General features: G+C 65.1%; 15 protein-coding genes. 8 read left to right on the forward strand and 7 right to left on the reverse strand.

Going from position 1 to position 12598, the window contains the following annotated elements:
- Window positions 1-5: 5 nt before the first annotated feature.
- Genes napA through Q0743_RS31835 form a run of 3 tightly spaced genes read right to left on the reverse strand, consistent with a single transcriptional unit; the run spans window position 6 to window position 3257 of the window.
- Window positions 6-2552, reverse strand: coding sequence for a nitrate reductase catalytic subunit NapA (gene napA, locus Q0743_RS31825; protein ID WP_298245376.1), 2547 nt, complete (start codon window positions 2550-2552; stop codon window positions 6-8).
- A 29-nt stretch (window positions 2553-2581) separates the two neighbouring features.
- The gene (locus Q0743_RS31830; RefSeq protein WP_298245377.1) at window positions 2582-2917 is read right to left on the reverse strand and encodes a chaperone NapD; all 336 of its coding nucleotides are present in this window, start codon (window positions 2915-2917) and stop codon (window positions 2582-2584) included.
- Window positions 2910-3257: a 4Fe-4S dicluster domain-containing protein gene (locus tag Q0743_RS31835; RefSeq protein ID WP_298245378.1), complete on the reverse strand. Its 348-nt coding sequence runs from the start codon at window positions 3255-3257 to the stop codon at window positions 2910-2912. Before Q0743_RS31835 ends, Q0743_RS31830 begins: the two co-directional genes overlap by 8 nt.
- Window positions 3258-3719: 462 nt before the next feature.
- On the opposite strand from Q0743_RS31835, the gene Q0743_RS31840 reads away from it, so the two are divergent.
- Complete coding sequence (locus Q0743_RS31840; protein ID WP_298245379.1) at window positions 3720-4835, forward strand: ATP-dependent RecD-like DNA helicase; 1116 nt, start codon at window positions 3720-3722, stop codon at window positions 4833-4835.
- A gap of 132 nt (window positions 4836-4967) precedes the next feature.
- On the opposite strand, the gene Q0743_RS31845 is transcribed toward Q0743_RS31840, so the two are convergent.
- A complete protein-coding gene (locus Q0743_RS31845) occupies window positions 4968-6650 on the reverse strand; it encodes a caspase family protein (RefSeq protein ID WP_298245380.1) in 1683 nt (560 codons plus the stop codon).
- A 262-nt stretch (window positions 6651-6912) separates the two neighbouring features.
- On the opposite strand from Q0743_RS31845, the gene msrA reads away from it, so the two are divergent.
- The 4 genes from msrA (at window position 6913) to Q0743_RS31865 (ending at window position 8851) form a co-directional block, all read left to right on the forward strand.
- A complete protein-coding gene (gene msrA / locus Q0743_RS31850; RefSeq protein ID WP_298245381.1) occupies window positions 6913-7617 on the forward strand; it encodes a peptide-methionine (S)-S-oxide reductase MsrA in 705 nt (234 codons plus the stop codon).
- Between the two features lie 39 nt (window positions 7618-7656).
- Complete coding sequence (gene msrB, locus Q0743_RS31855; RefSeq protein WP_298245382.1) at window positions 7657-8076, forward strand: peptide-methionine (R)-S-oxide reductase MsrB; 420 nt, start codon at window positions 7657-7659, stop codon at window positions 8074-8076.
- Between the two features lie 102 nt (window positions 8077-8178).
- On the forward strand, window positions 8179-8343 hold the full coding sequence (locus Q0743_RS31860) for a DUF3309 family protein (RefSeq protein ID WP_100176436.1): 165 nt from the start codon (window positions 8179-8181) through the stop codon (window positions 8341-8343).
- A 214-nt stretch (window positions 8344-8557) separates the two neighbouring features.
- Complete coding sequence (locus Q0743_RS31865) at window positions 8558-8851, forward strand: hypothetical protein (RefSeq protein WP_298245383.1); 294 nt, start codon at window positions 8558-8560, stop codon at window positions 8849-8851.
- Window positions 8852-9123: 272 nt separating this feature from the next.
- On the opposite strand, the gene Q0743_RS31870 is transcribed toward Q0743_RS31865, so the two are convergent.
- Window positions 9124-9666 carry a DUF4112 domain-containing protein gene (locus Q0743_RS31870; protein ID WP_298245384.1) on the reverse strand — a complete coding sequence of 181 codons (543 nt, stop codon included), beginning with the start codon at window positions 9664-9666 and terminating at the stop codon, window positions 9124-9126.
- Window positions 9667-9727: 61 nt separating this feature from the next.
- Window positions 9728-10153, reverse strand: a complete 426-nt coding sequence (locus tag Q0743_RS31875) for a DUF5413 family protein (RefSeq protein ID WP_298245385.1) — start codon at window positions 10151-10153, stop codon at window positions 9728-9730.
- 144 nt (window positions 10154-10297) lie between these two features.
- On the opposite strand from Q0743_RS31875, the gene Q0743_RS31880 reads away from it, so the two are divergent.
- From Q0743_RS31880 to Q0743_RS31890, 3 genes are all read left to right on the forward strand, one after another.
- Window positions 10298-10540 (forward strand): hypothetical protein, encoded by a 243-nt coding sequence (locus tag Q0743_RS31880; RefSeq protein ID WP_298245386.1) that lies wholly within the window; start codon window positions 10298-10300, stop codon window positions 10538-10540.
- A 37-nt stretch (window positions 10541-10577) separates the two neighbouring features.
- Window positions 10578-10808 (forward strand): hypothetical protein, encoded by a 231-nt coding sequence (locus Q0743_RS31885; RefSeq protein ID WP_298245387.1) that lies wholly within the window; start codon window positions 10578-10580, stop codon window positions 10806-10808.
- Between the two features lie 260 nt (window positions 10809-11068).
- On the forward strand, window positions 11069-11362 hold the full coding sequence (locus tag Q0743_RS31890) for a hypothetical protein (RefSeq protein WP_298245388.1): 294 nt from the start codon (window positions 11069-11071) through the stop codon (window positions 11360-11362).
- 123 nt (window positions 11363-11485) lie between these two features.
- Here Q0743_RS31890 and Q0743_RS31895 read toward each other — a convergent pair.
- The coding region (locus Q0743_RS31895) for a hypothetical protein (protein ID WP_298245389.1) at window positions 11486-12598 on the reverse strand (1113 nt) is incomplete at its 5' end.

Here is a 12598-nt window from a genome sequence, read left to right on the forward strand (position 1 = left end):
AGGGTTTAGGCCGACGTCACGCGGCAGGCGCACTTCTTGAAGTCGGTCTCCTTCGAGATCGGACAGGTCGCGTCCAGCGTGAGCTGATTGGCGAGCTGGCTTTCGTCGAAGAAGGGGAAGTAGACGAGGCCGCGCGGCGGCTTGTTGCGTCCCTTGGTCTCGACCCGCGTCACCACTTCGCCGCGACGCGTCTGGATCTTGACCGGCTGTCCGCGCAGCAGCTTGCGCTCGGCCGCGTCATCCGGATGCATGAACAGCGTCGCGGCCGGCACGGCACGGTGCAGCTCGGGCACGCGGCGCGTCATCGAGCCGGAATGCCAGTGCTCCAGCACGCGGCCGGTGCACAGCCACAGATCGAACTCCTTGTCGGGCGTTTCGGCCGCCGGCTCGAACGGACAGAAGATGATGCGCGCCTTCTTGTCCGGCTTGCCGTAGAACGACACGCCCTCTCCCGGCTTGACGTAGGGATCGTAGCCTTCGCGGAAACGCCACAGCGTCTCCTTGTTGCTGACGACCGGCCAGCGCAGGCCGCGGGCCTGGTGATATTGCTCGAAATCCGCGAGGTCATGGCCGTGGCCGCGACCGAACTTGGCGTATTCCTCGAACAGGCCCTTCTGCACGTAGAAGCCGAACGCCGCGCTCTCGGAATTGTCAAAACCCTTCTGGCATTCGGTGACGGCGAACTTGTTCACCTCGCCGTTGCCATAGAGCACGTCGAACAGGGTCTTGCCGCGCATCTCGGGCTTCTTGGCGATCAGCTCCTCCGGCCAGACCTCCTCGATCTTGAAGTACTTGGAGAACTCCATCAGCTGCCAGAGATCCGAGCGCGCCTCGCCCGGCGCCTTCACCTGCTGGCGCCAGAACTGGGTGCGCCGCTCGGCATTGCCATAGGCGCCTTCCTTCTCCATCCACATCGCGGTCGGCAGGATGAGGTCCGCGGCCAGCGTCGTCACGGTCGGATAGGGATCGGAGACGACGACGAAGGCGGCCGGGTTGCGATAGCCGGGATAGCCCTCCTCGTTCATGTTCGGGGCCGTCTGCATGTTGTTGTTGCACTGGACCCAGTAGGCGTTCAGCTTGCCGTCCTTCAGCATCCGGTTCTGCAGCACGGCGTGGTAGCCGATGTTGCCGGGAATCGTGCCTTCGGGCAGCTGCCACACCTTCTCGGCGGTCTCGCGATGCTTCGGGTTGGTGACGAGCAGATCGGCCGGCAAACGATGCGCGAAAGTGCCGACCTCGCGCGCCGTGCCGCAGGCTGAAGGCTGGCCGGTCAGCGAGAACGGGCCGTTGCCGGGCTCGGAGATCTTACCCACCAGCAAATGCACGTTGTAGATCATGTTGTTGACCCACGTGCCGCGCGCGTGCTGATTGAAGCCCATCGTCCAGTAGGAGACGACCTTCTTCTTCGGGTCGGCGTAGAGCTTTGCGAGCCGCTCGAGATTCTCCTTCGGCACGCCCGACATCTTGTGGGCGTAGTCGAGCGTATAGGGCTCGAGCAGCCTCTTGTATTCCTCGAAGCCGATCTTGTCCTTGAAGCCGGCCGGATCGAGCGCGCCGTCCTTGCCGGCCTTGTGCGAGGCGTTGACCGCCTTGATTTCGAGGGCGTGGGTCGGGCGCAATCCGTAGCCGATGTCGGTCACCGTCGAGGCGAACTCGACGTGCTTCTCGACGAAGTCCTTGTTCACCGCGCCCGAATTGACGATGTAGTTCTGGATGTAATTGAGGATGGCGAGGTCGCTCTGCGGCACGAACACCATCGGGTTGTCGGCGAGCTCGAACGAGCGGTGCTCGAAGGTGGAGAGCACGTGGACCTCGCAGCCCTCATGCGTCAGCCGGCGATCGGTCAGGCGCGACCACAGGATCGGATGCATCTCCGCCATGTTCGAGCCCCAGAGCACGAACGCATCGGCGTGCTCGAGGTCGTCATAGCAGCCCATCGGCTCGTCGATGCCGAAGGTGCGCATGAAGCCGGTAACGGCTGAGGCCATGCAATGGCGCGCATTCGGGTCGAGGTTGTTGGAGCGGAAGCCGGCCTTGTAGAGCTTGGCGGCGGCGTAGCCTTCCCAGATCGTCCACTGGCCGGAGCCGAACATGCCGACGGTCGACGGCCCGCCCGCCTTCAGTGCCGTCTTCCATTTCTCGGCCATGAGCGTGAAGGCTGCGTCCCACGAGATCGGCGTGAAGTCGCCGTTCTTGTCGAACTTGCCGTTCTTCATGCGCAGCATCGGCTGGGTCAGCCGGTCCTCGCCGTACATGATCTTGGACAGGAAGTAGCCCTTGATGCAGTTGAGGCCGCGGTTGACCGGCGCGTCGGGATCGCCCTGCGTCGCCACGACCTTGCCGTTCTTGGTGCCGACGATCACGCCGCAGCCGGTGCCGCAGAAGCGGCACACGCCCTTGTCCCAGCGGATGCCGTCGGTCTTGCCCGGCTGTGCGCTCACAGCTTCCGGCAGCGTCACGCCGATGGTCGAGGCGGCAGCAACCGCTGCGGCCGCCTTCAACGCATCGCGGCGGGTCGCCGCGGCTTCATTCCCGTTTGTCGATTTCGTCACCATCGTCGGTCTCTCCGGCTCAACGGATCTCAAATTGCGGAAGCGCGCGCATGCGCGCCGGAATTCTGGCAGGCGCCGCCGCAGCACGCGGCGGGCCCGGTCTCGACGGCGCCCTCGTCGTCGGACGTATCGAAGGCGTGAAAGATCAGCGAGGCGCTGACGACACCGGGCAGGCGATGCATGGCGGCGATCTGGTCGATCGCGAGCGAGGCCGACGTGTCGATCACGGTCAGCGCAAGCCGGTTGTCGCCGGATGAGGCCTCCAGCTCGACGCCGGGCAGCGCCAGGATCCGGTCCGTCAGATCGCGCGCGGAGTCCGGCGCAAGATAGACGGCAACGCCGCAGATGTTGGTGGTTTCAGCCATTGTGCACGACCAGGTTTGCAAGTTCGGATACCAGCGCGATCCGGTCCCGCGGCGCGAGCGCGATGGCCTCGACCGGGCAGACCGGGATGCAATCGCCGCAGCCGGTGCAGGCCGCAGCGTCGACCACCGCGCCCAGCTTCTCGCGCGACAGAATGCGGATGGCGGAATGCTCACAGGCTTCGACGCAACGGCGACAGACCACGCCATGTCGTTCCACGCAGGCACTCGCGCTGGAGACGGTCGCCACCTGTTCGGGACGCGTCGCGTCGACGCGCGGCGCAAGCGCGTCGCGGCCGGATGCGAAAGGCAGAACGGCAGAAAACAGTGAACGTCGTGACATTGGTCTCGGCATATCCGAATCCCCACGGGCAGACCCGTGTTCAGGAATTTTCCAGGAGAATGCGCCCCATCGGGCACACCTCGGTCGACGCCGTTGTCACCGCTGCGGACCATAGGTTCGTGCTGTCCAGATCGCATTGCGCTAGATCAAGCGGCGGTCCCGACAGGCGCAAGCAACGATTAACCTGCGTGCCGTTTGCCGCATGAAATTGCGCGAGCCGGGCCAGGCGTTTACTTCGCCTTCACCCCCGCTGTGATGAGGCGGATTCGCAAGCCGGGAAGCGGGCCATGGCAAGCCGACGACCGCGTGCAAGGGACGGCTCCACGGCAGCGGTTCAAGGAGGCCAGGACGGCCGCCGCCGCCTCGATTCTCGCTGCTGCATCCGGCTTGAAAGCGGGGGTCGAATGGTTACCTTGGAGGGAGGCGAATCGCCGGGCGTCGCCCCCCCCCCTCAAGACAGACATGCCGACATTCACTCCGCATCAGGACGCCGCGCTCAAAGCCGTCGGCGACTGGCTCAAAGCAAAACCCGGCCGGAACGGCACGCCGCAGGTGTTCCGCCTGTTCGGCTTTGCCGGCACCGGCAAGACCACGCTGGCCCGGCACATCGCCGACGGCGTCGACGGCGACGTGAAGTTCGCCGCCTTCACCGGCAAGGCCGCGCTCGTCATGCGCAACAAGGGCTGCGACGAGGCCTCCACCATCCACTCGCTGATCTACCGCGCCCGCGAATCCGGCGAGGAGCAGCCGAGCTTCGAATTGTGGGACGACGCGCCGGCCTCGAAGGCCAAGCTGATCGTGATCGACGAATGCTCGATGGTCGACGCCGAACTGGGGCGCGACCTGATGTCGTTCGACTGCCCGCTGCTGGTGCTGGGCGATCCCGCGCAGCTGCCGCCGATCCAGGGCGGCGGCTTCTTCACCAACACCACACCGGACGCGATGCTGACCGAGGTGCACCGCCAGGCGCAGGACGACCCGATCGTGCGGATGTCGATGGATGTGCGCGAAGGCCGCGAGCTCGACATCGGCCGCTACGGCGAGAGCGAGGTGGTCTCGCGCAAGGAGCTCGACCCCGACCGCGTCATGGGCGCCGACCAGGTTCTGGTCGGCCGCAACAACACGCGCCGCGCCTACAACATGCGGGTGCGCCAGCGCCAGAACATCGAGGACGTCTTCCCGGTCGCCGGCGACAAGCTGGTGTGCCTGCGCAACAACCGCAAGAAGGGCCTGTTCAACGGCGGCCTGTGGCGCGTGAAGTCGCGCAACACCTCGCGCTCGAAGTCGCACATCCTCTCGATGCGGCTGTCACCTGACGAGGATTTCGGCCACAAGGTGACGAAGGTTTCCGTGCGTGCCGATTGCTTCGAGGGCGGCGTCGAGGCAATCGCCTGGGAGCAGCGCAAGCCCTATGACGAGTTCGACTACGGCTACGTGCTGACCGTGCACAAGTCGCAGGGCTCGCAATGGGACGATGTCGTGCTGTTCGACGAGAGCTTTGCGTTCCAGGACTCGCGGGCCCGGTGGCTGTACACGGGGATCACGCGGGCCGCAAAAAGGTTGAGTATTGTGGTTTAGGATTCCGCTGCCGTAGGGTGGGCAAAGGCGCAAGGCGCCGTGCCCACGATCTCTCTCCATAAGCAATGAACGCGTGGGCACGCTTCGCTTTGCCCACCCTACGGCACCCCAGATGAGGCGCGAGTATTCCCCTCATCTCCCCGCGACAAAATAAAAATCCTCGCGTCCCGGCGGGGAGCCGTAGGTGAACGGCTGCTGCTCGTGCTTCGTCGCCGCCCAGACGTCGTCGCGGATGATGTCGAACAGTTTCCGGACCTCGACGCGGGGCTGCTTGATCTCGCGGGCGAGGGCGGTGGCGAACGGGCTGTTGGCGGCACCATCGCCGTCCATCGCGGTCTCGCCGTGCTTGGCGGCGTAGACCACCATGAAGCCGGCACCGGGCTCGATGTTGGAAAAGCCCTTGTCGACCAGCTTCAACGACAGCGTACGCTGCATGGTCGGCGCGAACGGATTGTCGCGGCAGGCATCGAGCACCACGAGACGCATTTTTCGCGCGGCACCAACCGCGGCGATGACCTGCTCGAGGGCGACGGCCTGCGTTTCGGCATCCTTGTCGGCGGCGAGCTTGGCGTCGACGGGAACGAGATAGTTCACCCCGCCGATCTCGAAGCCGTGGCCGGCGTAATAGACCACGGCCCAGTCGGCCTTCTCCGCTTCCTCCGCGAAGGCCTTCAACGCGTCAAAGAACTTGTCGCGGGTGAGGTCACTGACGGAGATTACGGTCTGGAATCCGACGTCACGCAGCACGCTCGCGATCAGCTTGGAATCGCGCGGCGGATTGGGCAAAGCGTGGACGTTCTTGTAGGCGCCGTTGCCGATCACCAGCGCGACGCGGCGCCCCGTCGCTCCGGCCGGCGCCTGCTGCGTCAGCGCGGCGAGCCGATCCTGTGCGATGGCACGGGCGCGGGCGACGTCGGGCTCGTCGAACCTCGTCAACGAATAGGCCGCGGCGCGATAGTCTGCGCGTGCCTGGGCGAGATCCTTCTTGCGCTCGTAGATCTGGCCGCGGCCGGAATGCGCGCGGATGTTGTTCGGGTTGATCTGGATGGCCGTGTTGTAATCCTTCAGCGCGGCATCGAGGTCGCCCTTCATCATGCTGACATCGGCGCGATTGTTGATCGCATAGACGTTCTTCGGCTGCCGCTCGATCAGGCCGTTGCAGTCGGCAAAGGCCTGATCGAACTTGCGCATCATGCCGTAGGTGATGCAGCGATTGCTCGCGATCTGCGGCGCGGACGGGTCGATCTTCTCGGCCTCGGCAAAGTCGGCGATCGCGCCGTCGAAATCCTTCAGCAGCGTGCGCGCGCGGGCGCGATTGGTCCAGCCCAGCAGGAATTTCGGCGTGTACTTGATCGACAGGCTGAAATCGTCGATGGCGCTCTGCATCGCGCCGCGCCGCGCGTAAATGACGCCGCGGTTGTTGTAGGGGACACCGTAGGCCGGCCGCTTCTGCAGGGCGAGGTTGTAGTCAGCCATGGCGAGGTCCTCTTTGCCCTTGCGCTCATAGGCGAGGCCGCGCAGGTTGAGGGCGATGACGTAGTCCGGATCGAGATCGAGCGCGATGGACAGGGTCTCGATCGCCTGGTCGTAATCACGCTTGTTGAGCTGCGTGTTGCCGCGCGCGGTGAGCGCGATCGCCTTGTCCTTGCCACCGACCTTGTCGGCCTTCAGCAGGTCTTCGCAGGCGCTCGCGCGGGCCTGGGCGTCCGCCTGGCGATCGCGGCAGATGGTGAGGTCGTCGGCTTGCGGATCGGCCGCCGCGCTCGACACGCCGGCGGCCAGAATGACAAGGGTCAGGAAAGCCGCGCGCAACATGGTGTCAGCCTGCTCCAGCCAGCAAGTTGTTCTTGAGTCGATTATCGACCGCCCGGGTTCATCTAGCGCGGAGTTCCCGGTCTCGCCAAGGCGTGCGCTCGCCGGGCCGTCCCGGGCGGCTCATTTCACGGACTCGTGTCCGCGCCGTCGTAACAATCGGCGGCTGCGTCCGTATCTCGGGTGATGCGAAAAGGCGGCCGGGCAGGCTGTTCGCCCGGCCGTCCCCGCCGTAGACTGTCAGACCTTCCGAAAGAGGATCGCCATGCGCCGACCTGTCCTGTTGTCCCTGCTCGCCGCAACCACCGCCCTCGGGCTTGCCTTCGCGATGCCGTCCCGGGCTGCGGAGGAGGCGGTCGTGATCCCCGCTCCGGCCATGGACGCGGCGCCCGGAAACGGAATCCAGACCGCCGTGATCGCCGGCGGTTGCTTCTGGGGCGTGCAGGGCGTCTTCCAGCACACCGCTGGCGTCGTCAACGCGGTTTCCGGCTATGCCGGCGGCACCAAGGCGACCGCCGACTACCAGACGGTCTCGAGCGGCCGGACCGGCCACGCCGAGTCGGTCGAGATCAAGTACGACCCGAAGAAGATCTCCTACGGCAAGATCCTCCAGATCTACTTCTCGGTGGTGCACGACCCGACCCAGCTCAACCGCCAGGGCCCGGACACCGGCCCGCAATATCGCTCTGCGATCTTCACCACCTCGGACGAGCAGAAGAAAGTGGCGGAGGCCTATATCGCCCAGCTCAACGGCGCCAAGGTGTTCAGCAAGCCGATCGTGACCAAGGTCGGCGCGCTGGAGGCGTTCTACCCGGCCGAGGCCTACCACCAGGACTATCTGACGCTGCATCCGAACCAGCCCTACATCGCCTATAACGACCTGCCGAAGGTCGAGAACCTGAAAAAGCTGTTCGCGGATAACTATATTGAAAAGCCGACGCTGGTGAGTGCCAGCAAAGCCACCAACTGAGATCACCGCGAACAAGATCACTGAAAAAACGGGAGACCCATGCCCGACATCAAAACGAAAACCACCGACGACAAGGTCATCAAGAGCGAGGAGCAGTGGCGGCGCGAATTGTCGCCGATGCAGTACGCGGTGCTGCGCGAGAAGGCGACCGAGCGTCCCTTCTCGGGCGAATATGAGCACGACCACCGCGCCGGCACCTATGTCTGTGCCGGCTGCGGCAATGTGCTGTTCGAGTCGGACGCCAAATTCGATTCCGGCTGCGGCTGGCCGAGCTTCACCGCGCCGGCCGTCGAGAGCCATATCGACGAGGAGCGGGACGTCAGCCACGGCATGATCCGCACCGAGGTGCTCTGCTCGAAATGCAGCGGCCATCTCGGCCATGTCTTCCCGGACGGCCCCGGGCCGACCGGCCTGCGCTACTGCATCAACTCCGCCGCTTTGAAGCTGGAGCCGAAATAATCGCCCCGTGGGTTCCCGCATGGAACCCAACCGCGCGATGTGCTTTTCTACTCTGGCGGTGCGGCCGATCATCGCATCTTGGCGGCCGCCAGGGAGGAAGCCATGTCACTCGGGACCATCCTGATCATCCTGGTGATCATCTACCTGCTCGGTGGTCTGTCCGGCCGCGTGGGCGGTTATGGCTATGGCCTGGGCCATTCCGGCATGGGGATTGGCGGCGTCGTGCTCGTGGTGCTGGTCGTCCTGTTGCTTCTTGGCAAGCTGTAAACCACATAACACATTGAAATAATTTAGATTTTATCGTCCGCGGACCTGCCATGCGCGGATTCATCATCTCCCATCGCAGGGGTCGCATTTTTGTCAGATAAGCCTATATTAGGGGGCGAAAATGACATGTGCGGCGGGCCCGCTCGATTACGGCCGCTGCCCTCCCAAACCCCACGCGCTTAAAGCCCCAGAGAAGATCACGAGGTCTTTGACCATGCGTCCACTGCGTCCGTTCAACTTCAACACCTCCGCCGAACTCTTCCCCGCTGCGATCCGCAAGAAGAAGCGTGCCGGCTTCACCTATCGCCGGTTTGGCACCGCGGCCGAGGCCGTGCAGTTCGCGATGGAGCAGTTGCCGACGGACTCGCTGAACGGCGCCTATCTCCAGGTCGAGGAAGCGCGTTTCGACCAGAACGGCATCCGCTCGCTCTACGAGAGCGAAGCCTTCCCGCTGCCCCGCCGTCCCAAGCCGGCCGCGGCCGCCGAGACCGACGCCGACGCGGCGTAAGTTTCCGCAAAACCTTCGATGTGCGCAAAGGGCGCGATGGCCGAAAGGTCGTCGCGCTCTTTGTGTTTGGGGGGGCGTCCCCTCGCCTATGGAAATAAGCTGAAGATTCTCGTGCCCCGGACGCAGCGCAGCGCTCCTTCAGCGATGCGCTGCAGAGCCGGGGCCCACGCATCGACGTTCCCCTTGGCTCCTGGGTCCCGGCTCGGCGGCGCAGCGCTTGCGCGCCGCGCCTTGTTCGGGACACGAACGAGGGTGCAGGGAGACAAAAGTCGCTACATCCTTGGCTGCTTGTCGAGCCAGCGGCGGAGCAGGCGCACGTTGCGCATGTTGGCGCGGAACATGACGTCGAAGGCATCGCCGGCGAACGGGACCATGCCGACCACGCCGTCGAGCGCGACATTGCCGAGCATGCGTGCGGTGATGTACCAGGGCGCGCCCAGTGCGCGGGCCTCGCGCACCAGCCACAGCGAGATCGCCGTGGTGATGATGTCGCCGACGACGGGGATCAGCCCGATCAGCCCGTCGATGCCGTAGCGGATGTTGGTCCCGGGCAGGATGAAGGCGACGTCGAGCAGCTTTGCGATCGCCTCGAGCCGCGCGATGCGCTGCTCGCGCGTCAAATTGCCGAACGGGCTGCCCTGGCCGAATTCGAACCGGAATTCGCGAAACCCCTGCTCCAGCGTCTCGGGGCGGATTTCGCGGCCGTCCTGGTCGATGATCGGCCCGCGGGCTTCAGCGCCCGAAGCAGTCGCGCGCGCACCGCTCCCCGAACGGGACCGGCGTGGAGCGAGAATATCGTCGTCGGACATGGTCATGGCCTCGAGGAAACGCGCCGGCGCGGCGGAAGTTGCTGCGCCGCGCCCGAACGTCGCGCGCTCAGGTCGGCGCCGCCACCGCTTGCGGCTCCTTGATGTATTTATGCACGAGCCAGGACGACATCACCGCCGGCACGAAGCCGACGAGGCCGTACAGGATGAACTGCACGGCACCCGAATCCGGCCCGCGCGAGCTGTAGGTGAGCGAAGCCAGCACGAACGCGAACAAGCCGACCAGCAGCATCCGCAAGCTCGGGCCGATCCGCCTGATGTGGAGCAGGATGTCGTCGATCGCGCCGATCATCAGCGAAGGCAGCAAGCCGAACAGATAGCTGTATTGCAGGGTCTTGAAGAACACCGCGAACAGCTTGCCGACCTCGCCGAGACTGGTCTGGGTCCAATACCCGGACTGATAGGTCGTGGTCAGCAGCAACAGGAACCCGCCGACGAACGGGCCGAGCAGCGCAAACACCAGATAGCGTTTCATCAAACACCCTCACACTTCTCCGGTGGTTATAGCAGCGCCGCGGGAACCTTGAACAGCGGGGGGGCCGGCTCCCCGAGGGGAACAAGTGGCAAGGCGACGAGTTCATGCAGGACCTGAATTTATCCCTGGCAGATTGGAGCGCCGATGGCCCGCAAAATTATCCTCGCGACGATCACGCTGGCGGCCCTGACCCATCTTTCGGCGGCACCCGCTTTCGCCCAAGGCCACATGGGCACGCCGCAAGAGCAGAAAGCCTGCTCGCGGGACGCATCGCGCTTTTGTCGCAAGGATCTCGGCAACGACATGGCCGTTCAGGGCTGCCTGCAGGCCAACCGGGCCAAGCTGTCGCGCTCTTGCAGCAAGGTCTTCCAGAGCCACGGCATGTGAGGACCTCGACATCCCCCGACGAACGGAGAGGGAAGCCATGTTGCGCGACGAACAACTCTCGATCCTCAGGGACATCAGTCAATCCGTCGCCTTCGCCGACGATCGTCAAGGCAAGATGGGGCAACTGATCGCCGACGGCTACGTGATGAAGGACGGCGACCTGTTCGAGCTCACGGCCAAGGGCGTCACTGCCGTCGAGGAGCACGCCGCCGCGCTCGGCACGAGCGACATCGAACAAGCGGGCGCATCCTCCGATCGGCTGATCTGATCGCGTGCGCACGCATTGTGCGTGACGTCCACGCAACAATTGCAATTTCCTTCATGCCGACCATTGCGGCCGCGCGACAATGGCGCATACTTCGCTCGGGCGGCGCAGCACTTTTCGATTCGAACAATCAAGAAATCGAGCGACCACATGCGGGACTGAGCTCCCGGCGTGAAGGCTGTGACATGCGGCAGATCAAGTCGCGTGCGGCGTCCCAATAACCAAGTGGCTCAAGCCCACGGGAACTCGGGGATCCATTCTGCATGACACGCACTCAGACCATCGCCTCGCCTTTGAAGACCACCGCTTCGCTGCTCGCCGTCGCAACCACCGCCATCGCGCTCCAGACCTCACCCGGCCTCGCCTTCTCCTCCGAAGCGCAGCAGATGTGCACGGGCGATGCGATGCGGCTGTGCTCCAGCGAGATCCCCGACATCCCCCGGGTCAGGGCCTGCATGGTCAGGAACAAGGCGCAGGTCAGCCCCGGCTGCCGCGCCGTGATGGACCGCGAGGCCACCGCATCGGCATCGCGCAAGCGGGAAGCGGCGGCGCAGTAAAGATTCATCCAGATTGTCCGAGGCGGTGCGCAGCACCGTCCCCGGAAGCCATCGATCTACGTCACCCGCTGTGCGATGGATTCCGGGTTCGTGCTTCGCACGCCCCGGAATGACAGCAACAGCTCAGTCGCCCCACTGCGCGAAGGCGTCGTTGAAGGCGCGCTCGCCGGGGGCGCCCTTCTCGATGGCGATGATGGCGCGGCGCTGGTTGGCGTAGACCAGCGGCACGTCGAACCAGGAGCGCTCCTTCAGGAGCTGGACGTTGCGGCTGCGGTCGGCGTCGACATTGGACAGGCCGACCAGGAAGAAGCCGTCGGTGACCTTGACCGCGAGCCCTGCGAGCGGCGTGCCGCGCGCCTGCTCGTTCGACTTCATCAGGATGCCCGGCACGTTGGAGACGCTGCCGCCCGGAAAATCCGGCGGCAGGATGAAGGTCAATTCCGCGGTGTGGCTCGCCGGCAGCGAAGAGTCGGTGTTGCGGCGGAACGACATCGTCATCTTGAACTTGCGGTCGGGGATCTCGATGTCGGCGCGCACGGCGACGTCGGCCTTCTGGGTGCCGGAGGCCTTGATCGGCTCCAGCCGCCACACCACCGAGCCGACATATTGCTTGCCCTTCGGATCGGAGGGATCCTCGTCATAGAGCACGACCTTCTGCGCCACCGGCGCGACCGGCTGGTCGCTCGCCGAGGGCTGGCCGACGCGATCGGGGATCTTCGGCTTGGTCTGCGGCTGCGAGGTATCCTTCGGCGCCTCTACCACCTGGGTCGGCGATGACTTGAACAGATTGGTCGCGGTCTTAACCAGCGACTCGCGCGCGACAATTCCGACGCCGACCAGGATCAGGACGATGCCAAGGGCGATCGCACTCTTGAACGGGAACGCGGAGCCGCGGCGCTTGGGCTTCTTGCCGTCGCGGTCGAGCACCGGGATGTGCGGGCGCGCCGAGGCCGGCCGCGGCGCATAGCGCTCAGCCTCCTCGATCGACTCGTCATAGGAATAAGGCGCCTCGCCTTCGCCGACGCGGCTTTCCAGGCTCGGCTCCAGCCGGTCGAATTCCGGCGAGGGCGAGGGCACGTTGGCATAGGTGCGGCGTGCGGCGCGGCTGGCCTGCGCGGCGGCGCCGCCGAGATCGTTGGCATCGGCGGTAATGTCGCGGAAGCCGCGCACGCCGGGAGCGGGCGGCAGCGCCGGCGGCGGTCCGACGTCCGGCGGACGGCGGCCACCCGCGCGATC

It is taken from the genome of uncultured Bradyrhizobium sp. (assembly GCF_936943645.1).
GTDB lineage: Bacteria > Pseudomonadota > Alphaproteobacteria > Rhizobiales > Xanthobacteraceae > Bradyrhizobium.

What these genes read in the sequence shown, in the direction of transcription:
- Q0743_RS31830 (WP_298245377.1), bottom strand. Translation starts at nt 2,917, where the DNA reads ATGGCTGAAACCACCAACATCTGCGGCGTTGCCGTCTATCTTGCGCCG.
- Q0743_RS31845 (WP_298245380.1), bottom strand. Translation starts at nt 6,650, where the DNA reads ATGTTGCGCGCGGCTTTCCTGACCCTTGTCATTCTGGCCGCCGGCGTG.
- Q0743_RS31870 (WP_298245384.1), bottom strand. Translation starts at nt 9,666, where the DNA reads ATGACCATGTCCGACGACGATATTCTCGCTCCACGCCGGTCCCGTTCG.
- Q0743_RS31835 (WP_298245378.1), bottom strand. Translation starts at nt 3,257, where the DNA reads ATGTCACGACGTTCACTGTTTTCTGCCGTTCTGCCTTTCGCATCCGGC.
- Q0743_RS31840 (WP_298245379.1), top strand. Translation starts at nt 3,720, where the DNA reads ATGCCGACATTCACTCCGCATCAGGACGCCGCGCTCAAAGCCGTCGGC.
- Q0743_RS31885 (WP_298245387.1), top strand. Translation starts at nt 10,578, where the DNA reads ATGTTGCGCGACGAACAACTCTCGATCCTCAGGGACATCAGTCAATCC.
- Q0743_RS31865 (WP_298245383.1), top strand. Translation starts at nt 8,558, where the DNA reads ATGCGTCCACTGCGTCCGTTCAACTTCAACACCTCCGCCGAACTCTTC.
- msrB (WP_298245382.1), top strand. Translation starts at nt 7,657, where the DNA reads ATGCCCGACATCAAAACGAAAACCACCGACGACAAGGTCATCAAGAGC.
- Q0743_RS31875 (WP_298245385.1), bottom strand. Translation starts at nt 10,153, where the DNA reads ATGAAACGCTATCTGGTGTTTGCGCTGCTCGGCCCGTTCGTCGGCGGG.
- Q0743_RS31880 (WP_298245386.1), top strand. Translation starts at nt 10,298, where the DNA reads ATGGCCCGCAAAATTATCCTCGCGACGATCACGCTGGCGGCCCTGACC.
- Q0743_RS31890 (WP_298245388.1), top strand. Translation starts at nt 11,069, where the DNA reads ATGACACGCACTCAGACCATCGCCTCGCCTTTGAAGACCACCGCTTCG.
- Q0743_RS31860 (WP_100176436.1), top strand. Translation starts at nt 8,179, where the DNA reads ATGTCACTCGGGACCATCCTGATCATCCTGGTGATCATCTACCTGCTC.
- msrA (WP_298245381.1), top strand. Translation starts at nt 6,913, where the DNA reads ATGCGCCGACCTGTCCTGTTGTCCCTGCTCGCCGCAACCACCGCCCTC.